This is a genomic window from Streptomyces sp. NPDC001153, from assembly GCF_053598315.1.
Window position 1 is genome coordinate 1 of the sequence record NZ_JBSFJZ010000066.1, and the last position, 20,698, is coordinate 20,698.

Consider the following 20,698-nt stretch of genomic DNA (forward strand, 5'->3'; position numbering starts at 1 on the left):
GCCAGCGCCGAGACGCCCTCCTGGATCCGGGCGCCCGCGCCGTCGTTGAGCGACACCAGCGGGGCACCGGCCGCGATGGCCATGTCCATGATCTTATGGATCTTGGTGGCGTGGGCCTCGCCCAGCGCACCGCCGAAGATCCGGAAGTCGTGGGCGTAGACGAAGACCGTACGGCCCTCCACCGTGCCCCAGCCGGTGATGACACCGTCGGTGTACGGCTTCTTCGCCTCCAGGCCGAAACCCTGCGCGCGGTGCCGGCGCAGCTGCTCGACCTCCTGGAAGGACCCCGGGTCCAGGAGCAGCTCGATCCGCTCCCGCGCCGTCAGCTTGCCCTTGGCGTGCTGCGCCTCGGTCGCCTTCTCGCTCGGTCCCGCCACCGCCCGCGCACGGATCTCGTGCAACTCGGCGACCCGCCCGCGGATGTCGGCGGGACCGGCCTCGGCCTCGGCCTCAGCAGCGGCAATCGTCATCGACATGTCGTCAGATCCCTTCCTGAAGGGGCGGAGCATCCATCACTGCCAGCTGCGCGATCCCTGGTAGTCCCCTGGCCGCCGCCACCAGCGCGAACCGTTGACCGGCCGCCGCTGTGCGTCCTCGTCCGCCGGCCGGCCGCGCAGGGCCAGCAGCACGACGGTCAGTGCGGCCAGTTCCTCTTCGGTCGCCGTGCCGCGCTCCACGCGCAGAGCCGGTTCCCCGCGGTCCGTATCGCCCATGCCGCCTCCTCTTTCCGGCCACGGTCCGCCATGGCGCTCAAGAGGAGATCTCGGCCCGCTAGAAAACCGGTCGGCCGCCGGCACCGGTCAGGTGCTGCGCGTCCGCACCGCCCGCAGGGCCTGGGACAGCGCCTGCGCGCTCTCCGTGGCACCGCCGACCCCGGTCATGACCACCGCCGGAGCCTCACCGGTCTGCTCCGCCGTGCGGCGAGCGATCTCATGGGCGACCCGGCCGGCCGGACCGGCACCGCACAGGACCAACTGCCGCCCGGGGCCGAGGAGTTCCTGGAGGGTGCCGGGCGACACGGCCTGGCCGGCCACGCTGAGCAGCACGATGCGCTCCGGCCCCTCGTGCTCGCGCACGAGCGTGTCGTACACACCGGGCGTGACTCCGGGGACGGTGACCAGGCACACCACGTCCGCCTGGGGTTCCCCGGCCCGGAGGACCGCCAGCCCGAGCCGGCTGCCGCCCGGGCCCGGTGGTGTCATACGGGGCACCTCGGAGGTGCGCAGCAACCGCAGCGCGTCGGCGACGGTGAACGTCTCGTCCGGGTGCTCGGGCAGGCTGCGCAGCAGGTGCAGGCACTGCGAGAGGGTGCCGGAGGCGTCGGTGTCCGTGAACCTGGCCCGGTCGTACAGGGCGGTCAGCACGAGGGCGCCCTCGGCGTCGTAGTGTGCGACGAGGGTGACCGGCAGGGTCGTGTCACCGCCCGCGCTCTGCGGCACGCCCACCCGGACGCCCTGCGCCGCCAGTTCGGCGCGCAGGTTGTCCGGCATGTCGGGATGGCTGTCGAAGCGGACGGTGGTCTCGGTGAGGTCGGGGCCTGGGGCGCGCCCGCTCCACTCGTGGATCCGGTCGGTGCAGACCCAGGCGTAGGGGTTGAGGTCGAGCGCGGCGTCCCGCACCTGCAGCAGCAGGTCCACCAGCGGCGCGGCGGGGTCCACGGTGACGGTCATCGGCAGCGGGTTGCCCAGCAGTCCGGGGATGTCGGCCGCGGCCCGCAGCGACATGTCCCGCCCGGACAGGTGCACGCCGAACGCCACCGGCAGCGGCCCGTCGGCCCCGGCCGCCCGGTACAGCAACAGGGCCCACACCACGTGCAGGGCGCTGCTCTCCCCCGCGCCCCGGCCCGCGGCCCAGGAGCGCAGCCGGGAGGTCTGGGGCGGCCTGAGCCGGCGCTGGATCCGGCCGGGGCCCTCGGTGTGCCGGGGCGGTCCGCCGGGGCGGCCGGGGCTGACGGCGGCGTCGGCGGGCGGTGCGGCCGCCGCCCAGAACTCCCGGGCGCCGGCCGGGTTCTGGCGGGCCAGCCACTCGGAGTGGTCGCGGATGTCGGGCCGCCGGTCCCCGCCGGGCAGCACCCCGCCGGCGAGATAGGAACGGTAGAACTGCCGCAGGAGCAGACGTGCGCCTCGTTCGTCGAGGAGTGCCCGGTGATAGGTCACCAGCACGCGGGTGGGCGACCGCCCGGCGCCGGTGGTGTCCGGCGGCCCGTCGAGCAGGGACACCCGCAGCAGGCCCGGCCGGAACAGCTCGAAGCCGCGGGCCCGGTCCTGCCGGAGCAGTTCGCTCCAGCCGACGGCGGTGTGGACGTGGCGTACGACCTCCACCACCGCGCGCTCGTGCAGCACCAGTCGGGCGGCGCCCGACCAGTCGAAGGACGCCCGCAAGACCGCCTCCCGCTCGGCGACGGACTGCCAGGCGGCGATGAACCGGGTGAGGTCCAGGGGCCCCGCCCAGTCCCAGAACAACTGCTCCACGTGTCGGCCGGCGCCGCCCTGACCGTCCACCGCGGCGGTGAGCAGCTCACGCTGATGCCCCGTCACGGCGATCGTGCCCGCCGCGAGCGGTGCCAGCAGGTCGGCCAGCAGGTCGTCGCCGAGCGGCCCGCCGGGGCCGGCCGGGTCGCGCGGGGTGAGCCGCAGGAGATGCCGGCCGGGGCGCCCGGCGTCCAGTACGCCGTCCAGGTCGACGTCGTACTCGGGATGGCGCTCGGCCACACGGGCGGCGACCGCCTCGGCCTCCGTGCCGACGAGTCCGCACAGCTCGAAGACGAGCGGTGACCAGGTCCGGGCGCCGAGCGGCTCGTGCACGACGGCGAGGACGGCGCCCGCGTGCGAGTGATGACTCCTCATCCGCTCCCCGGGGGACCGGACACCTGTGCCGCCGCAGAGGTGTCCAGCGCCCCGACCTCCTTTTCGAATCGTTTCTGCACAGCGTCTTCGGCCATGGCCGGGCAGTCCCGCCCGGCCCGGCCGACGCCTTTGGTCACCGCGGCCCGGGGCCCTGCGGCCCCAGGAAGCCGACGACGCGGGGCTCCGACGACTCCGCCGCAGGAAGCCTCCCCGGCTCGGCCCCGGACAAGGGTGCCCGGGCCCCGCCCGGTGACACCGGCGCGGCGTCGCGGCGGTGTGCCTCGCTCACCAGGAAGCGCTCCTCGACGAGATGGGTGGCGAAGGCCCACTGCCCGGCCGTGTCCCCGGTCAGCCGGGCGCCTCCCGACGCGTCCCACTCGAAGCCGACCCCCGAGAACCGGCGCCGCAGGCCGTGCCCGAGTGCCTTCGTGTACGCCTCCTTGAGCGTCCACAGGCGCAGGAACCGGTCGATGCGCTCCTCCTCTGGCAGGGCCGCGAGCATTGCGTCCTCCTCGGCGGTGCACACATGCCCCCGCAGCAGCTCGAGGGAGATCCGGCGCCCGGCGGGCTCGGCGTCCACGCCGACCGGACCGACGCGGCTGACACCGACCACGATCAGCTCGTCGGTGTGGGAGAGGCTCACCTGCAGCTCCGCCCCGAGTCCGCGCAGCACGGGCCGCCCGCCCGGCAGGTAGGCGAGGTCGAGCCGGCCCGCGGGCACCTGGAGGGCCGCCGCGGCCGCGTGCTTGACCACCACCCGGGAGACGGCGAAGCTCAGCCGCCCGGCCGGGGCCGGGCGCTGCCGGTAGCGGGGCCAGTCGCGGCCGAGCAGCGTACGCAGCGCGGGATCGAGCAGGGCGGGTGTCAGCCACTGGCCCCACGTGGTGTGCACCATCGCCCGGCCGGTCTCCTCGATCCGCTCCTGCACCTCCTCCCAGGGCCCGTCCGGCCCGGGAACGTGACAGGGCGGCGGAAACGGCCCCGCCGGGATGCGGCCCTGCGCGCTCACCACCGCAGCCTCGTCGCATACAGGTCGCAGTCCGCGCCGAGCGCCCCGCGCCGGGCCAGCTCGGCCCAGACGCCCGGCTGCGGATCGGGCGTACGGTCGGGCAGCGGCAGCCCGAGCCGCTCGGTGATCCGTCCGAGCGCCAGCAGCGCCCAGCCGGCTCCGCCGAGGAAGGGCAGCCGCGCCCCGGCCGCGGCTTCCCGCACGCCCAGCGCGGCGGCGGCCAGCATCAGCAGGGCCTGACGGTCCGCCAGCGCCCGCGCCCCCGGATCGGCCGGGTCGTGCACGGCGGTGGCCGCGCAGGCGGCGGTCAACGCCCGCTGCTCGATGACCAGTCTGCGGCCGACCCGGGCGAGCGCCGCGCTGTCGGGGCCGTCCGCACCGGCCAGCCGGGCGGTGGCACCGGCCAGCGTCGCCGCGACGGCCTGCACGCGGTCCGTGCCGGGCGCCCCGACGGGGGCGGCCTCGGTGATCCGGAACAACGCGGCACACTCCGTACCGTCACCGGCACCGTCACCGGCACCCGGCCACGAGCCGCCCGCTCCGCTCAGCCCCCGCACGATCCGTGCCTGCGCGGCACTGGCGGCCGTCCAGTCGACCCCGGCGAACGCCCGGTCCCCGACGAGCTTGGCCAGCGTGCGTCGCTCCGGGGTGTCACCGTCGAAACCGCACTCGTCCAGCACCAGTTCGAGATCGTCCAGCAGCTCACCGACCAGCTGGGGCACCAGATACCCCACGAGGGCGACGAGCCCCTCCCCCGGCTCCCGCGCCGGCTCCGGGCCGGCCGCGAGCGGCGCCGGCCGCGGACGGGACCGCAGGGCCACGACCGTCAAGCTCTCGCAGGCCAGCAGATCCGCCCAGGCCGAGGCCAGGACCGGCTGCCACTGCCGGGCGCCGGGTTCGTACCTGCCGAGGCCGTCCACGATGCGGGCCGCACCGCGCAGGACGCCGCCGCCCGCCGCGATCAGCGCCGCCGGCCCGAGCAGCGCCGCCGCCGGGTGCGGAACCGGTGCGCCCAGCAGCGGACGGATGCTCCAGGCATGGGCGAGAGCGAGATCACGGCGGAAGAGCGGTCGCAGGGCACGGGCGAGCCGGTCGGCGGCCGGCGGCGGCCCCTCGGCGCCGGGCAGGCCGGCGGGAGGGGCGGGCAGACCGACGTGCCCCGCGGCCCGAAGGGCGGCCCGGCCGTAGGGGTTGCCGGGGTCCCGGGGGTCGCCGAGGAGTGTTTCGAGGCGCGCCGCGTCGGCCGGTGGCTCTGCGGGGTCAGGCGGTGTCCGGGGTGTCGGGGGCCGTCCGACAAGCGGGACGGGCCGGGTCAGAGCCATCGGCGATCTCCTCGTCGTCGTGGTGCCGGTCGCCGTACGGTCGTCTCCGGCGGGCTCATCGCAGTCGGCGTACGGCGCTCTCGGCGTGCCACCGCGCCAGGCTCAGGGCCTCGGTGCTGGAGCGGCCCAGCCACTCGCGCACGTACCGGCGGGCGTCCACGAGGAGGGCGCCGCCGCCCAGGACGGCCTCCACGGCGCTTTCCCTGAGCATCACGTGGTGGGCGGAGACGACCCGCACCCCGGTCTCGTCGGGCTCCAGGTACCACTCCCCGTAGTGCGCGGCGACGGGGTCGGGTGTCACGGTCTCCTTGTGCACGATCCGTCCGGCGGCCGGGAAGCACAGCCGTACGGCCTCGGAGAGGATCGTCTCCCCGGTCTCCGGGGCACAGGTGTGCAGGACCGTCGCCTGCACACCCGGCTGGTCCTCGGTGACCTGGGCCCACTCGACGTCCGGCACCAGGTCGACCCAGTCCTCGATGCGGTAGAGGAAGTCGTAGACGAGTTCGGCGGAGCCGGAGACGTACACGCTGTCCTCGAAGGACAGCAGCAGTTCGTCCAGCCGGTCCCAGTGCCCGGCCGCCCGGCGCAGCGCCTCCAGCCCGGCCCGCACGTCCGTCTCCAGGATGCCGGGTGTCTCCCCGGGCCCGGCGGGGCGCTCATGACGCAGGGTCAGCAGGCACCGTTCGTCGCCGTCGGGTGTCACGCTCCAGGCACCGGACGTCGGTGCTCCGGGCAGCAGGGCATCGCGCCACTCGAACTCGATACGGCGCTCGCGGGGGTGCAGCACGCGGCGGGCGAGGGCGGAGCGCACGTGGCCGTCCCGCAGGCGCCACAGCCGCAGGTTCTCCACGGTGCCGTCGAAGTCGACGCGTTCGACGTGAACGTAGGGGGCCAGCAGGACCGGCCAGCGGGGGGCGTCGACGAGCAGGCCGTAGACGACACCGGCGGGCGCCGCGACCAGGACCGTGTGCTGGGCGGAGTGCACTCGCTGCGACGACATGCGCGACCCCCTCCTCCAGGTGCGATCAACGCTGCACCGCCGGACCTGGGCGCGACTCGATTCCTGGTGGAGGAAGCGGAGGGGGGACGAGGCGTCAGCCCACGGGGGTCACGGACACGCCCTGCGCGGGGCGGGCCGTGAGGGTGTCGGGACCGGACATCAGGATGGAGCGCTGCAGCTTGGCGAGCGCGGGGGACGGCTCGAGGCCCACGGTGCGCACCAGGGTGGCGCGCAGCCGCTGGTAGGCGTCGAGCGCCTCGCCCCGGCGCCCTGAGCGGTACAGCGCGAGCATGTACTGGCCGCACAGGCTCTCGTGGGTGGGGTACCGGTTGACGAGCACGGTCAGTTCGGCGAGCAGCTCACGGTGCCGGCCGAGCCGCAGGTCCGCCTCGACGCGCTGGTCGAGCGCGCACAGCCGGCTCTCCTCCAGCCGCTTGACCTCGGTGTGCAGATGGGGACCCGTGTGGACGTCGGCGAGTGCGGGTCCGCTCCACAGCTCGAGCGCCTGACGCAGCAGGCGGGCGGCCTGCGGGTAGTCCTCGGCGTCCATGGCCCGGTACCCGGTGCCGGCCAGCCGCTCGAACTCCCGTACGTCGCTGGTGCCGTCGCCGTCCTTGAGCAGATAGCCGCCGGGGACGGTCAGCAGCACGTCCTTGGCCTGACGGCGCTGCCCGGCGTCGCCCCCGGCGCCGTTGTCCAGGGCGGCGGTGATGAGTTCTCGCAGCTGCAGGATGTAGGTCTGCAGGGTGGCGCGGGCGCTGCGCGGGGGCTTGCTCCCCCACAGCTCCTCGGCCAGGACACCCACCGGGACGACCTGCCCGGCGCGCAGCGCGAGCAGGGCGAGCACCTGGCGCGGCTTGGGCGCCGTCGGCGTGATGGAGACACCGCCCACCCGTACGGCGAGTGTGCCGAGTACCTCGATGTCCACGACGTCTCCCCCGTTGTAGGCGCCCTCTGGAGCGATCCCCCAGCACTCCTGAGTAAAAAACAGCGCGCGCGGTATGTCAATCCCGTACCGGTCGCCCAACTTGAATTCCAGGCAGACCCGAGACCCCGTCGAGAAGGCCGAATGCACGCTGCCGGCAGGGGATTTCGCATCGCCGGTGAGCCGCGGCGGGCGAGGAAGCCCCACCCCGGCTTTGTCAACTGTTTGCAACCGTATGCGCAGACTCGCGCGGGCCGTCCGTCCAGGCCACCCCCGGAGCGGTCGGCACCAGGCCGTGCTCGGGGGACGAGGCGAGCCGCGGCAGGATGAAGGTCCAGAACTGCGCCACGCGCTCCGCCGCGAGCCAGGCACGGTCCGCCGCACCGGCGGCCTGGAAACCGAGGGTGGCGGCCACGACGGCGACCGTCGCGGCCTCCGGCGAGACGTCGTGCGCCAGTTCACCCGCCCGCTCGGCCTGCATGATCAGGTCGTGCACCAGCGTGCGCCACCACTGCAGCATCTCCGCCTCACCTTTGCGCGAGGGATCACAGCTCAGCCTGAAGCCGGCCCGGACGACGGGATCGGCGGCGAGGACGAGCAGCAGGCGGCAGGTGGTGTCCACGAGCGCCTGCAAGGAGGTGCGGGCCTCGGAGCGGCAGCGGTCGGCCAGCTTGCGCACCGACTCCGCGGCCTCGGCCTCCACCTCGGCGGCCAGGGAGTCCTTGCTCGCGAAGTGGAAGTGCAAAGCGCCGGAACTGACCCCGGCCCGCTTGCTGATGGCAGGCAGAGTGGCCAGCACATAGCCCTCGTCGGCGAAGATCTCGGCCGCCGCGAGGAGGAGAGTCTGACGCGTACGAGCCGCCCGCACCTGCTTGACCACCGCGTCCTCCTCCGTACCCGTTCTCTCGCGCAGGGATCATATTAAACCGCATGACTGGTTGGTTTAGAAGCCTGCCCTCGTCATGGGCATCTACCGCAAGCTTCGACAGGAACAGTAAATCTCCCTGATCAGGCCCCCAGGGTCACAGCCAGGCCATCACAGGAGCGACAATTAGTCAATAATTAAACAGAACATTTAGTCTGTTCCATTGACCTGACGCACGGCACCCACCACCAAAAAAGGGGCAGCGTATGAAACCTTCTGCCCGGTTTCAGACGCTGCCCTTTTCAGCTCGCGGAGAGCCCGCTTGTCAGGACTCGGTTGCCACGAGCGCGTCGGCGCGCCTCGCTTCCCCGACGACCCGGGCGCCCCGGTCGGGTGCCGTGTCCAGTCTGATCAACGCCGCGGGCGTGGCGATGGCCGGCAGCATGTGGTTGAAGAGGACGGAGACCCTCTCACTCAGGTCCGACCAGTCGGTGGAGGCCTCGGAGAACATCTGCGTGCCTATCCATGCTCCGAGGAAGCACTCGGCGGTCTCGGCGGGGAGGACATGCGGCAGGACCTCGCCACGCTCCTTGGCCTCGGCCAGAAGCTTGGTGGACAGCTCGATCCAGGCGGGCCAGGCACTCCCGAACATGCGGCGGCCCTGCAGGTCCGCCGACAGGCGGATGCCCGCAAGGAGAATCACGTCCCTCGGGATCTGGTGGGCCAGCACCATGCCCACGTCCACCCACTCCTGGAGCTTCAGCTCGCGCGGAGCCCAGGCGCCGTCCGAGATCTGCGCCTCGATCACGCCGCGCGCCAGGGCCTCTTTCGAGTCGAAGTGGAAGTACAGCGCGCCCTTGGTGACACCGGCCCGGTCCAGGATCTCCGCGATGGTCGCCGCCGCGTAGCCCCGCTCGGCGAAGACCTCTGCCGCGGCCTGAATAACAGCGCGTCGGGTCCGTACCGCACGCTCTTGCCGTGCCATGGGACCCTCCCTGGCAGAGAAATTAAAACCGAACGCTACGTACCTTACCCCCTCTACACCTCGATACCTCAGCCACGCGATGACAAACATGGCGTTCGGTCCGGTGCGGGGCGTGGGTTCACCATGCGGTCCGGCCGCCGTCCACGGCCAGCGTCGCGCCGGTGACGAAGCTCGCCTTGTCACTGCCCAGCCAGGCGGCCGTCTCGGCCACCTCCACGGGATCGGCGGCCCGGCCCTGGGGCGCGGACCGGTAGGCACGTTGCTCTGCTTCCGGGCTGTGCCTGAACCACTCGTCGATCATCTCGGAACGCGTGAGTCCCGGAGCGATCGCATTGACCCGTATGCCGTGCGGGGCGTACTCCACCGCCGCCGCCTTCGTCAGTCCGATCACGGCGTGCTTGGCGGCGATGTAGGGCGCGGCCGTCGAGGAGGCGACCAGCCCGCCGACACTGCTGGTGTTGACGATCGCGCCGCCATCGCCCGCCAGCATGGCCGTGATCTCGTGGCGCATGCAGTTCCAGACACCGCGCACGTTCGTGTCCATGACCAAGTCGTAGGCGTCGTCCCCGAGACGGTGCAGGGGCTCCTTCGGGACTCCCACACCGGCATTGTTGAAAGCGATGTCCAGGCGTCCGTGGCGCTCCACGGCGTGTTCGACCGCGCGTCGGACCTCGTCGCCGCTACGTACGTCCGCAACCCAGTGGCTCGCTTCCGCCCCGGCCTGGCGCAGTTGGGCGACAAGGTCCAGCAACCGCTCCTCCCGACGGGCGGAGAGAACGACCGCGGCTCCCTGGCCGGCGAACACGCGCGCGGCGGCGGCGCCGATGCCGCTGCTGGCCCCGGTGATGAACGCGACCTTGCCGGCCAGCGGAGCCCCGTCCCTGTCGGCGGTCACGACATCTCCTCTCCGCGCCCGGGCGCACCAGCAGCCCCGATGCCCTCGGCCTGCCGCCAGACGCTGCCCTCGCCGGCCTCGTGGTCCACGGCACGGAGCAGTTGCTCATCAATGCCGGACAGGCTCGACACGATGTGCCGGACACCGGCTTCCTCCATGAGGCTCCGCTGGAATCCGTGCGCGAAGGAACTGGGGTGCCCGATGAAGGGAACATCCAGTTCCCGGGCCCGCTCGGCCACGGCCGCCACATCGTCGATGAAGACCGCCTGGGCGGGGGCCAGGCCGAAGAAGTCCTGGGTTATCTCACGGACGCCCGGGCGGAAGTCGTTGGTGCAGATGTAGCGCGGCTCGGTGAACAGAAAGGCCCACGACCCGAGGTGACGGTCGAAGTGGCTCTTGTCCAGACCGCCGTAACACACGATCTCGAGTCCCAGTGCCCGCAGCCGTTCCAGGAGCGCAACCGCCCCGTCGAGCAGCCTCAACGGGTCCGTACGCAGGTAACGCTCACGTTCCGTGAAGTAGGCCCTGAGTATCCCCTGGGGACTCGCCGTGCTCCCGGTCGCTTCCGCGAAGGCCTGGGCGGCGGTCAGTTGGTTCTGGGAGAGGAAGGCCCGCTCGAGGTCGGAGGTATAGGTGAGGCCGTGCTGGACGACCAGTCGGTGGATGACCGGGCTGAAGGTGTCGTTGAGCAGGACGCCGTCGATATTGACGGCCGCGAGCCGCAGGGTGCGCAGCGGAGGGTGTGACACAGCAGTTCCCCCTGGGGTGATGAGAAGGGTCAGTTCTCAGGCGTGAGCAGGACGGGGAGTTCGGCGTGCCCACTGGAGATGAAGGACTCCGAGCGGCGCAGCTCGTGGGCCGGCACGGCCAGCCGGAGGTGCGGGAATCGTTCGAAGAGAGCGGGCAGGGCGATGGTCGCCTCGCTCATGGCCAGCGGACGGCCCAGGCAGTGGTGCACACCGTGGCCGAAGGAGAGGTGTTCGCGGTGCGCGCGGGTCACGTCGAAGGTGCCGGCGTCCGGACCGTGGGTGTCGGGGTCGCGGCCGGCGGCGACGAGCGACAGGAGAATCGGCTCCCCGGCGGGGACCACGGTCCCGTCCAGGTCGATGTCCTTCGTGGCGAACCGCAGCGGAATGTTGGCCACCGGGGCCTGGCAGCGCAGTGTCTCGTCCACCACGGCCTCCCAGGTGACGGCGCCCTCGCGGGCGAACCGGAGCTGCTCGGGATGAGTGAGCAGTGCGCAGATGGCGTGGTCGAGAAGGTTGATGGTCGTCTCGTGTCCTGCGCCCAGGATCAGGTGGAGCGTGTCCACGAGTTCCTTCTCGGTCAGCCCTCCCCCGTCCTCGTCCCGCATGGCGATCAGGGCGCTGGTGAGATCGGCGGCCGGCTCGGTGCGTTTGCGTCGCACCAGGTTGTTCAGGAGTCTGTACAGCTCGATCTGGTTCTGCTGCGCCTTCTCGGGCGTGGTCGAGGTGGTGAACAGTGTGTTGACCACCCGGTGGAAGTCGTGCCGCTCGTCGCCGTCCAGGCCGAGCATCTCCGAGATCACCTGCAGAGGCAGTTCACAGGCGAACTCCCTGCGCAGATCCACGGGTTGACCCACCGGGTGGCGTTCCAGGCGGCTGAGCAGCTCGTCGGTGATCGCCCTGATACGGGGCTGCAGATCCGTCACGCGCCGGGTGGTGAACGCCCCGGCGATCAGCTTGCGGAGCCGGGTGTGCTCCGGGCCGTAGGCGGTGAGCATGCTGCGCACCGACACCCACATGGCGAGCGGCCACGAGTCGTCCACCTCGCGGCTGATCCACGCGGGCCAGTGCTGGTAGGCGTCCTTGGACACGGCCGGGTCCGTCATCACCTGCTTGATCAGGTCGAGCCGGTTCACCGACCAGGCCTTCACCCCGCCTGGCAGCACGACTTGGACGACCGGACCGAGCTGCCGCAGAACAGCGGCCTCGCCGTGCAGGTCCTGGCCGGACGGGTCCAGGACCAGGGGAACGGGGAGCTTGTGCACAGCTGCCTCCTATGAGAGACCAAAAGAAACCGCGAAACAGGTTTTTTAATGCAGGGGTGAAGTCCACAGCATCAACAAGTTCGAACACAAGTGTTGTCCAGTTTGCCGTGTTTACCCCGCTAACTCTATGGTGATCTGCGGGAGTTAATCAGCACAAGCGGAATCATTCCTTCACCCTCCGTCTCGACACTTGGGTAATCCTTTACCATGCCGGGTCGCCTAGAAAACCGGTAGGTCCGTATCTTATGAGACGTCGTCGAACAGTGCTTTCAAAACCGGGGGTCATAGATGGGACTGGGTTCGGCACCACAGACAGTCGGACTGTCCGCACTTCCTCGGCTGACCACGACGGTCCCGAAGGAATACGTGCACCGCGCCAGCCTGGCCGAGGTGTTCCTGACCGGCTGCACCGCTCGCCAGCAGCACAACTTCTCCCTCACGGGACAGTGGCCGCGTGCCCACACCCTGTTCAACAGCACCGACGGGAGCGCCCACGATCCGCTCCAGGTTGCAGAGACGTTTCGCCAGGCGGGGATGTTCATCGCCCACGCGGAACTGGGTGTTCCGCTCAGCCACCGGCTCGTGATGTGGAACCTCAGCTACACGACACACCCCAAGAACATGGGCATCACCCTCACACCGACGGACTTCCTCCTCTCCGCCAGGTGCCCGGAGGTCACCTGGCGGAGAGGAGCAGCCAGTTGGCTGCGGTTCGAGATGTCCATCCACCGCGACGGAGCCCTTGTCGCACACGGGGGAGGCTCCATCTCCGCCGTCCCGCAGGCGGTGTACAGCAGACTGCGCGCGAACCGCACACCGTGGTCGGGCGAGGCCTTCGCGATATCCGAGAGCCGCGCTCCGCTCGCGCCGGTGGCCGTCGGGCGCACCTCCACGGCGGACGTGGTGCTCTCCCCCACGGAGACACCCAGCCGCTGGCTGCTCACCCCTGACCTGACACATCCGATCTTCTTCGACCACGCCGACGACCACATACCCGGCATGGTCCTGCTGGAAGGCGCGCGACAGGCGGCCTCCGCCTCGCTCGCACCAAAGCGGCTGAAGCCCACGAACGCCTCCACCGAATTCTTCCGCTACGCCGAATTCGACCGGCCGTGCTGGCTGGAGATCACGCGGGTCTCGCCCGAGGGCGGGGGGAACATGACCGTGGGAGTCACCGGCCGCCAGGACGGGGAGACGGTCTTCGTCTCCACTCTCACCGGGCGGACCTTCTGAAGGCGGCCGAGTACCTCTCCGGCCCGTCCTGGCCGTCACGTGCCACCGTCTGCGCGACGCGGGCACCGCAACACGCAGACAGCGGCACCAGGCCACACCGGCCGCTCACGCGCCCGTGCGTGTGACAGCCGTACGGCACCCTCCCCCGGCTCCATGGACGTGACACCCATGAGCGGCCCTCCCCCGTTCCACTCACCGTGACAGTCGGTCCGCACAGCCCTCACGGCTGCCCGGACCGGCTGTCCCTCAGCATCTCGTCGGCGCAAGGCCGTCCGGCGTTCGCCTGCTGGAAGCGACCACACGCCGAGCCGGCTACGTCGACAGCGATGCCCCCGGCAGGGGCGACGACACCGCCCCGCCCTCCGACCGCTCCGTCTTGCGCCCCTTGCTGCCCGGCGCCAGTGTGCGCGGATCGACGGCCTCGGCGGGCGCCCCGGTGGCGTACAACCCGTCAGGAACGGTGTCCCGGTCGTGCGGCAGCAGCCAGAACACCCGTCGGCGGAAGGTCCCGGACGAACGGGACGGCTTGGCCTGCGGCCCGAGCAGCGCATAGCCGACCATACGGCCGTCGCGGTGGTAGGCGGGCTTGCCCCGGCGGCTCGGCAGCCGGTCCAGACTCTGACGGACGTAGTCCAGCCCGCTGGTGTCCTCCAGCCAGACGAGGCCGACTTCGTGGACGATCTCGTCCTCGGCTATGAGGGCACTCATGCTGTCTCCTCGTCGGCGGCCAAACCGATGCCCGGGTAGTACTTGCGCTGGTTGGACAGGATCATCTCCTTCGGAGACGCCAGTCCCACCACCTCCCGGACCCGTGCGGCGAAGGACCGGGACGAGACGGCCGGCGCTCCCTCATTCTGACACCATGTCTTGTAGGCCGCGTAGAGACCGGCCTGTTCCGCCCTCAGACCCGGCTCGCGGCGGCAGGACTCGCCGAGGAAGCGCCCGATGTGGTCCTCGGTCTCCGCGTACGCCGTGGTGGCGATGCGCACCGCCTCCGGGCCCAGCAGATCCTTCTCCCCGCTCAGGTAGCGCCGTGCCCCGGCGACGAGCCAGTTGAGGATGCCCGCCCCCTCCTCGGTGACGAGGATGTCCGCCAGGTTGTCGACCTTCCGGTGGTCCGGCACGACCCGCTCGAACGGGATCAGCCGCATCCGCCGCCAGAACGCGAAACCGCCCGTCCCCACCTCGGGCCGGTGGTTGCCCAGCAGCCACAGTTTGTGGGTCGGCTGGAAGCTGAAGAAGTCCTGCCGCATCCGCCGTGCCTTGATGCGGTCGCCGCCGGTCAGCAGCTTCACGCGGGCCTCGTCGAACCGGTCCCCCGGCTTGACCTCGCTGCACACGATGACCCGGCGCCCGTGCAGCTCGGCCAGGTCGGTGGGGTGTCCCTCGTAGGGCCGGGCCATGAGGAACCCGGGCGGCGCGGCGTCCGCGTAGTCGCCGACGAGCTTCATCACCACGTCCAGCAGCACCGACTTGCCGTTCTTGCCGGAGCCGAACAGGAAGGGCATCACCTGGGCGCCGACGTCGCCGGTGATGGAGTAGCCCAGCAGCAGGTGCAGGAAGTCGATCATCTCCGCGCCCTCGGGTCCCTGCCCGAAGGTGTCGGCGAGGAACTGGTCCCAGCGCGGCGTCGGCATCGGCTCGGGCGTCGCCGTGGTGGAGCGGGAGTGGAAGTCCTTGTTCGGGTCCGGCACGCGCTTGAGCCCGGTCCGCAGGTCGACGATGCCGCCGGGCGTGCACAGCGCGTACGGATCGGCGTCCAGCAGCGCCGCGTTGAGCACCATGCCGGGGGCGGACTTGGCCTGGGTGAGCATCGCGTTCATCCCGCTGGTGCTCAGCGCGCGCCGGCGGTGCTGCTGCAGGGCGGTCGTGCTGTGCACCCCCCGCGGGTCGTTGGTGGCGAGGGACTCCGCCAGGTCGCCTGCGGCCCACAGCACGGTGTCGTCCTCGTCGATCTGCCAGCGGGTGCTGTCCCACCGGAACCAGCCGAGCCCCGGCACGTGCCGGTAGTCGTTGGCGTACAGGCTGACGAAGAGCTTGGCGTTGCCACGGTCGCTGAGGGTGTCGGGCAGCAGCCCGTCGGCGGTGGCCTCACCGGCGGCCCTGGGGCCGCCCAGGTCCTTCGTACGGGCCTGGGAGACGCTCTGGGCCTCCGTACATGCCTCGGGGACGCTCTGGGCCTCCGTACGCGCCTGAGGGACCCTCTGGGCCAGGATCTGCGCGGCGACCGAACCGGCGTCGAAGAGGGCGTTGTCGTGGCCCGTCACAAGCGGCCTCCCGGGGCCAGCGGACGGGTACGGCCCGCGCTCAGCCCGCCGCGGATGACGGCACCGTAGCGCCGCTCCTGCCCGGGGCGGGCCTGCGCGGCCGCCTCCCGCAGGACCCGCTCGGCGGCGGCGGCGTCCAGCAGGCCGGCGGCGACGAGCCCGCCCGCGGTGTACGCCGCCCGGTTGAGCTTCTCGGTGAACCCCGCTCCCTCCGGGACGGCACCACAGGCGGCCACCTCGGCCACCAGAGACGCCAGCACCCGGTCCGCGGCTCCGCCGCCGCCTCCGGCAGCCAGGACGGCCTGCCGGGCCCGTGGCGGCACCGGCCGGGGCGCGGGCAGGTGCGCGGGCGGCAGATGGCCGGTGCGCTCCAGTTCCCGGGCGAGCCAGCCCGGCAGCGGGGCGGGCTCACGTGCCGCGCCCAGGGCCTCGTAGGTACCGGCCGCCGTCGCGGTGCCCGGGGCGACGATGTACCCGCCGTGCGCACGTACGTCGACCTGCCAGGCCAGCGCCCGGCCGCCGCCCGAACCGGAGGAGCACTGCCAGCGGTGCCCTCCTAACGCCCGGTACCACACGTGCAGCCCGCCGGAGGGCGTGCGCACCCGCAGGGTCGTCTCGTCGTCGGCGGGAGAGGTCGCACCGCGCAGCGCGGCCAGCACCCCGATGGTGTGGAACCCGTTGGCGAGCCCGGTCAGGTCCACGGTCTCGGCGATGTCGATGCCGGGCAGCAGGCGGTCGCGTCCGGGCAACTGCCGGGCGTGGGCATCGATGTCGACGACGACCAGCCCCGCGGGCCCGCAGGCGATCCCGACCCCGAACTCCGGATGAGCCCCCCACCACTGCTGGATCCGGGCGAAGTCCAGCGTGGCGGCCCGGAATCCGTGGCACCAGCGCCCGGCAGCAGGACAGCTGCATCCCCGGTAGGTGTGCCCGGGCTCACGGCAGACCGCGCAGTTGCCCGCGGGCGTCTTGCGTCCCGGGGCCAGCGGATGGACCGGCCAGCCGCGGCCGGCGCACCACCGGGCGATGGCCAAGGACTGCGAGGCGCCCGCTCCTGCAGCAGCGGGCCGCCGTGAGTCGCTGCGCAAAGCCCGCAGCTCATCGGTCATGTGTTTCCCCCGTCAGCGACCGAAGCGACTCAAGGATAGGAACACACTAGCGAAGCGCTGACAAAGGCGGGGCCAAGTGAACGAAGAAGCCATTCCGCATCCCGGGTGCGGCAGCGACCCAAGACCGGCCCACAGCGACCGAAGCTCTTCGGTCGCTGCTTCAGTCGCTGCTTCAGTCGCTGTCAAAACCGCAGGTCAAGGGCCAAATACCCCCCAATTAGCGACTCAAGCGACTCAAAATCCCTGCATATAACGCCTTCACGCGCACACGCGCACACACGCGCACACGCGAATGTCTCCATATACCCGGAACTTGAGTCGCTTCAGTCGCTTTTCGGCCCCCAACACGCCCCTGACCTGGCCTTTCACCCAGCTACCGAGCAGCGACCCAACAGCGACCCCACCCTCGTTCAGTCGCTGTTCTTCAGTCGCTGCTCCCCGGTCGCCGTTCTTGGGTCGCTGCACCCGAAGCGACCCAAGCGACTCAAGCGACTCTGGACCGAACCTGGATGACCGTTTCTTCACCGGGCTGTTCACCCGGCACCAGCGACCGAAGCGACCGGCCGAAGCGACTCAGCGGCCGGACCGCCCGCTCAGCCGTCGCGCCGCCCGCCCGGGCAGATCCTCGGGCCCTTGGCACAGCCTCCGCGACGCGGTTCAGGACGCGGCGGCTATGGCAGACGGCCCGCGCTGCGACCGGGGCGTCTTGCTCCCGGGCTTCCTGGGCTCGATGGTGCGCGGGTCCACGGCCTCGCCGGGCGCCCCTTCCCGGTACAGCCCCTCGGGAAGGCTGTCCCGGTCGTGGGGAAGCAGGAAGAACACCCGCCGCCGGTACAGCCCGCTGTCGGGATCGGCCTCCGCTCCGTCGTCGAGAACGGCGTAACCGACCATGCGCCCGTCCCGGGCGTACGGCGGCTTGGTGTTGCGGCGTTTGGTCTTGTCCAGCGCCTGGCGTACGTAGTCGAGGCCGTCCAGGGGCTCCAGCCACACCACCTCGGCTTCGTGGATGAGGTCGCTCTCGTTCAGAAGCGAGCTCATGGCTCCAGCCCCTCCTTCATCGACCGGCCCCCGGCAGCGGGCCCGGCCTGGCGTGTGTGCGTCGTGTGGTGGTCCGCGTCCCGGTGGGCGGGGCGGGAGAGAGCCGCGGGAACGGCCGTTCGCCCTCCATCGTAGGAGGGCCCCCGCTCGGGGCGGAGATGCCGCCGTACGGCCCGCGGACGGGGCTCTACGGCCTGTGGGCGGGACGGGGCGGTCATTCGGACCCCGTGAGGGCGATCCCCGGGTAGTACTTGCGGCCGTTGGACTTGATCATGGCGGCGGGAGAGGTGAGGCCGAGTTCCTGCCGGACACGTGTGGCGAAGGCACGCGGACTGGCCGGCCGGATGCCCTCGCCCGCGGTGCACCACCCCTGATAGGCGCTGAAGAGCAGGCCCTGCTCCACCCGCAGCTCGGCCGGGCTGGCGGTCTCCCGGATGCAGCATTCGCTCAGGAAACGCCCGATGTGGTCCTCGGTCTGCGCGTACTCCGTGGTCGCCACCCGCACCCGGTCGGGCCCGTCGAGCGGATCCCGGGTGGCCAGGTAGTGGCGTGCGCCCTCGACGAGCCAGTTGAGGATGCCGGGGCCCTCGTCACGGACCAGCTCGAAGGCGAGGTTGTCGATGCGCCGCTCGGCGGGCACGATCCGGGTGAACGGGATCAGCCGGATGCGCCGCCAGAATGCGAACCCGCCCGTCGACACCTCGGGCCGGTGGTTGCCCAGCAGCCACAGATGGTGGGTGGGCGTGAACGAGAAGTAGTCCTGCCGCATCCGCCTGGCCTTGATCTTGTCGCCACCGGTCAGGAGCCGCACACGGGCCTCGTCGAACTTGTCGTTGGGCTTCAGCTCGCTGCACACCACCAGGCGCCGGCCGTGCAGTTCCGTCAGTTCGGTGGAGTGCTCGGAGAAGGCACCACGGTCCATCAGAAAGCCCGGGGGCGCGGCGTCCGCGTAGTCCCCCAGGATCTGGATCATGGTGTCGAGCAGCACGGACTTGCCGTTCTTGCCCTCGCCGTGCAGGAAGGGCAGGACCTGGGCGCCGACGTCGCCGGTGATGGAGTAACCCAGCAGCAGGTGCAGGAAGCCGATCGTCTCCCGGCCCTCGGCGTCGTCGCCGAAGGTGTCGGCCAGGAAGCGTTCCCACCGGGGAGTGGGCATCCGCTGCGGCGCGACACTGGTGGCACGGGAGTGGAAGTCCCGTCGCGGATCGGGCTTGTTCAGCTGACCGGTGCGCAGATCGACCACACCGGCCGGAGTGCACAGCGTGTACGGGTCCCCGTCCAGGGTGTCGGGATCGACCGACAGATCCGGGGCGGCCTTCGCCTGGGTGAGCAGCGCTTTTATGCCCGTCGTGGACAGCGTCCGCCGTTTGTGGGTGGCCAGTTCACGGTCGCCGTACCGCCCGAGCGGGTCGGTGTCCGGCAGGTCCTCGGCCATCTCCCCCGCCGCCCACAGGGCCGCCTTCTCGCCGCCCGTGCGCTTCCAGCGGTATCCGTCCCAGGCGAACCACCCCAGCCCCTCGACATGCCGGAACCGGTCACGGTACAGCTGCACGAACAGCCGGGCGTTGCCGCGGTCGCTCAAGTGCGGCGGCAGCAGCACCGGCTCCTGCCGCGCGCTGTCCGGCGGCGAGAAGACCTGGGGCGGGGCGACCTGCGCGGGCAGGACGGCGGTGACCGGCTCGTTCTCCTGCAGCTCGAGCATCTGCTGAGCGGCAGCCTGGGGATCGAACCGCGGCGTGCTCTCGGCGCTGCTCATGTACGTCCTTCGAGGTGGAATGGGCGCGCGCCCCCTGCGGCGAGCCCGTCATCGATGATCTTCTCGTTACGGCGTTCCTGCCGGGGACGCGCCCGGTGTGCCGCGGCCAGCAACTCCTCGCGTATCTCCGCGTGCTCCAGGTGCCCGGCGGCCACGAGCCCACCGGCCGTGTAGGCGGCCCGGTTGAGTTTCTCGGTGAACCCGGTGCCCTCCGGCGCGGTTCCGCAGTGCACGACCTCCTCCACCAACGGTGCGAGCACTCGCCGGGCGGGCGCGCCGCGCCCCCTACGCCGGGCGGAAACGCCTCCGGCGGGCGGCCGCGGCGGAGCGGGAGCGATCAGATGCCCGGTGCGCACCAACTCGGCGTGCAGCCAGGCGGGCAGCGGCGCCGGCGTCCGGGCGGGACCCTCCACCTCGTACGTGCCCTGAGCGGTACGTGTGCTGGGCGCGACGATGTACCCGCCGTGCGCCCGCACGTCGACCTGCCAGGCCAGCGCCACCTTCGGACTGGACCCCGTCGAGCAGCGAAACCGCGTGCCGGGCGCGCAGGCCCGGTACCAGATGTGCAGGCCGCCCGACGGGGTCCGCACCCGCAGTGTGCCCTCGTCCCGGGCCGGGTCGGGCTGCCCGCGGAAGGCCGCCAGCAGCGCCAGCGTGTCGAAACCCGAGGCGAGACCGGCCAGATCGACGGTCTCGTGGATGGGAATGCCGGGCAGCAGCCGGCTGCGGTCCGGCACCGGGGCCGGATGGGCATCGACATCGATGACGACGAGCCCCGCGGGGCCGCAGGCGACGCCGACACCGGCCGCAGGACTCCGCCCCCACCAGGCGTCGATGCGCTCCTGATCGGTCGTCGCGGCATGAAAGCCATGGCAGGCCCGGCCCTCGGCCGGGCACGGGCACGACCGCGGGTCATGGCTCCGGTCCCTGCAGGCCGGACAGTTCGCGGCAGGCGTCTTGCGCCCCGGTGCGAGCGGATGCACCGGCCAGCCCTGCAGGGCACACCAGCGGGCCACGGCATGCGGTGTCGCCTGCCTGGCCTGCGGGGCAGGCGCGTGGGTCTCACCGGGGCACGGCACGTGGATCGTCCTCGTCGCTGTCGTTCTCGGTCCCTGCACGGGGGCAAAACACCAGGCGAGGCAGGGGCGTGAGGCGTTTTGAGGGACCGAAGGGACCGTCTTTCGCACAGAGTGTAGGGCCGCCCCGCCCCAGGGCGGCGTAGCTCCCTCCCGTGTGCCGTCGTATCGGAGTGTTCGGTCCCTTGAGTCCCTGCGGGAGGCGCGACGACCCACCGACTCCTCAGAAGAAGCCGGTTTATCGCATTTTCTGAGTGACCGAAGGGACTTTCGAGCCAAGTTCGAGCGAAGCGCCAGCGCGAGGTCGCCCCACGGACCAGGGACTGAAGACCGCCCCTTGCCAGGGTCCCTTCGGACCCTT

19 protein-coding genes are annotated in these 20,698 nt (G+C 71.5%); 1 reads left to right on the forward strand and 18 read right to left on the reverse strand.

The window, feature by feature from the left end; all coding sequences use genetic code 11:
• The 12 genes from ACWDEN_RS43470 to ACWDEN_RS43525 form a co-directional block, all read right to left on the reverse strand.
• Nucleotides 1-470, reverse strand: a 470-nt coding sequence (locus ACWDEN_RS43470) for a carboxyl transferase domain-containing protein (RefSeq protein ID WP_450863539.1), incomplete at its 3' end; no start/stop codon positions are given.
• Nucleotides 471-512: 42 nt separating this feature from the next.
• Nucleotides 513-713 (reverse strand): acyl-CoA carboxylase subunit epsilon, encoded by a 201-nt coding sequence (locus ACWDEN_RS43475; RefSeq protein WP_351614197.1) that lies wholly within the window; start codon nucleotides 711-713, stop codon nucleotides 513-515.
• An 87-nt stretch (nucleotides 714-800) separates the two neighbouring features.
• A complete protein-coding gene (locus tag ACWDEN_RS43480) occupies nucleotides 801-2,846 on the reverse strand; it encodes a condensation domain-containing protein (protein WP_450863507.1) in 2,046 nt (681 codons plus the stop codon).
• A gap of 133 nt (nucleotides 2,847-2,979) precedes the next feature.
• Complete coding sequence (locus ACWDEN_RS43485) at nucleotides 2,980-3,855, reverse strand: 4'-phosphopantetheinyl transferase family protein (RefSeq protein WP_351614191.1); 876 nt, start codon at nucleotides 3,853-3,855, stop codon at nucleotides 2,980-2,982.
• On the reverse strand, nucleotides 3,852-5,177 hold the full coding sequence (locus tag ACWDEN_RS43490) for a hypothetical protein (RefSeq protein ID WP_351614187.1): 1,326 nt from the start codon (nucleotides 5,175-5,177) through the stop codon (nucleotides 3,852-3,854). The genes ACWDEN_RS43485 and ACWDEN_RS43490 overlap by 4 nt, the downstream gene beginning before the upstream one ends.
• Before the next feature lie 55 nt (nucleotides 5,178-5,232).
• Nucleotides 5,233-6,177 carry an SRPBCC family protein gene (locus ACWDEN_RS43495; RefSeq protein WP_450863509.1) on the reverse strand — a complete coding sequence of 315 codons (945 nt, stop codon included), beginning with the start codon at nucleotides 6,175-6,177 and terminating at the stop codon, nucleotides 5,233-5,235.
• Nucleotides 6,178-6,271: 94 nt separating this feature from the next.
• Nucleotides 6,272-7,105 carry an AfsR/SARP family transcriptional regulator gene (locus tag ACWDEN_RS43500; RefSeq protein ID WP_450863511.1) on the reverse strand — a complete coding sequence of 278 codons (834 nt, stop codon included), beginning with the start codon at nucleotides 7,103-7,105 and terminating at the stop codon, nucleotides 6,272-6,274.
• A gap of 214 nt (nucleotides 7,106-7,319) precedes the next feature.
• On the reverse strand, nucleotides 7,320-7,982 hold the full coding sequence (locus tag ACWDEN_RS43505) for a ScbR family autoregulator-binding transcription factor (RefSeq protein ID WP_351614178.1): 663 nt from the start codon (nucleotides 7,980-7,982) through the stop codon (nucleotides 7,320-7,322).
• 310 nt (nucleotides 7,983-8,292) lie between these two features.
• Nucleotides 8,293-8,952, reverse strand: coding sequence for a ScbR family autoregulator-binding transcription factor (locus ACWDEN_RS43510; protein ID WP_351614176.1), 660 nt, complete (start codon nucleotides 8,950-8,952; stop codon nucleotides 8,293-8,295).
• Nucleotides 8,953-9,070: 118 nt separating this feature from the next.
• Nucleotides 9,071-9,847, reverse strand: a complete 777-nt coding sequence (locus ACWDEN_RS43515) for an SDR family NAD(P)-dependent oxidoreductase (protein ID WP_351614173.1) — start codon at nucleotides 9,845-9,847, stop codon at nucleotides 9,071-9,073.
• A complete protein-coding gene (locus ACWDEN_RS43520) occupies nucleotides 9,844-10,596 on the reverse strand; it encodes an HAD family hydrolase (RefSeq protein WP_351614170.1) in 753 nt (250 codons plus the stop codon). Before ACWDEN_RS43520 ends, ACWDEN_RS43515 begins: the two co-directional genes overlap by 4 nt.
• A 29-nt stretch (nucleotides 10,597-10,625) precedes the next feature.
• Nucleotides 10,626-11,858 carry a cytochrome P450 family protein gene (locus ACWDEN_RS43525; protein WP_351614168.1) on the reverse strand — a complete coding sequence of 411 codons (1,233 nt, stop codon included), beginning with the start codon at nucleotides 11,856-11,858 and terminating at the stop codon, nucleotides 10,626-10,628.
• 288 nt (nucleotides 11,859-12,146) lie between these two features.
• Here ACWDEN_RS43525 and ACWDEN_RS43530 point away from each other — a divergent pair, with 288 nt between their 5' ends.
• On the forward strand, nucleotides 12,147-13,091 hold the full coding sequence (locus ACWDEN_RS43530) for a ScbA/BarX family gamma-butyrolactone biosynthesis protein (protein WP_351614166.1): 945 nt from the start codon (nucleotides 12,147-12,149) through the stop codon (nucleotides 13,089-13,091).
• Between the two features lie 312 nt (nucleotides 13,092-13,403).
• On the opposite strand, the gene ACWDEN_RS43535 is transcribed toward ACWDEN_RS43530, so the two are convergent.
• The 6 genes from ACWDEN_RS43535 to ACWDEN_RS43560 all read right to left on the reverse strand — a co-directional run bounded on the left by ACWDEN_RS43535 (nucleotide 13,404) and on the right by ACWDEN_RS43560 (nucleotide 20,277).
• Nucleotides 13,404-13,799 (reverse strand): DUF6009 family protein, encoded by a 396-nt coding sequence (locus ACWDEN_RS43535; protein WP_351614165.1) that lies wholly within the window; start codon nucleotides 13,797-13,799, stop codon nucleotides 13,404-13,406.
• A complete protein-coding gene (locus ACWDEN_RS43540; RefSeq protein WP_450863515.1) occupies nucleotides 13,796-15,358 on the reverse strand; it encodes a DNA primase family protein in 1,563 nt (520 codons plus the stop codon). The genes ACWDEN_RS43535 and ACWDEN_RS43540 overlap by 4 nt, the downstream gene beginning before the upstream one ends.
• Complete coding sequence (locus ACWDEN_RS43545; RefSeq protein ID WP_450863517.1) at nucleotides 15,355-16,467, reverse strand: bifunctional DNA primase/polymerase; 1,113 nt, start codon at nucleotides 16,465-16,467, stop codon at nucleotides 15,355-15,357. The genes ACWDEN_RS43540 and ACWDEN_RS43545 overlap by 4 nt, the downstream gene beginning before the upstream one ends.
• A gap of 657 nt (nucleotides 16,468-17,124) precedes the next feature.
• Nucleotides 17,125-17,505, reverse strand: coding sequence for a DUF6009 family protein (locus tag ACWDEN_RS43550; RefSeq protein WP_351614160.1), 381 nt, complete (start codon nucleotides 17,503-17,505; stop codon nucleotides 17,125-17,127).
• A gap of 214 nt (nucleotides 17,506-17,719) precedes the next feature.
• Nucleotides 17,720-19,261 (reverse strand): DNA primase family protein, encoded by a 1,542-nt coding sequence (locus ACWDEN_RS43555; protein WP_351614158.1) that lies wholly within the window; start codon nucleotides 19,259-19,261, stop codon nucleotides 17,720-17,722.
• Complete coding sequence (locus ACWDEN_RS43560; protein ID WP_450863541.1) at nucleotides 19,258-20,277, reverse strand: bifunctional DNA primase/polymerase; 1,020 nt, start codon at nucleotides 20,275-20,277, stop codon at nucleotides 19,258-19,260. Before ACWDEN_RS43560 ends, ACWDEN_RS43555 begins: the two co-directional genes overlap by 4 nt.
• Nucleotides 20,278-20,698 lie beyond the last annotated feature (421 nt).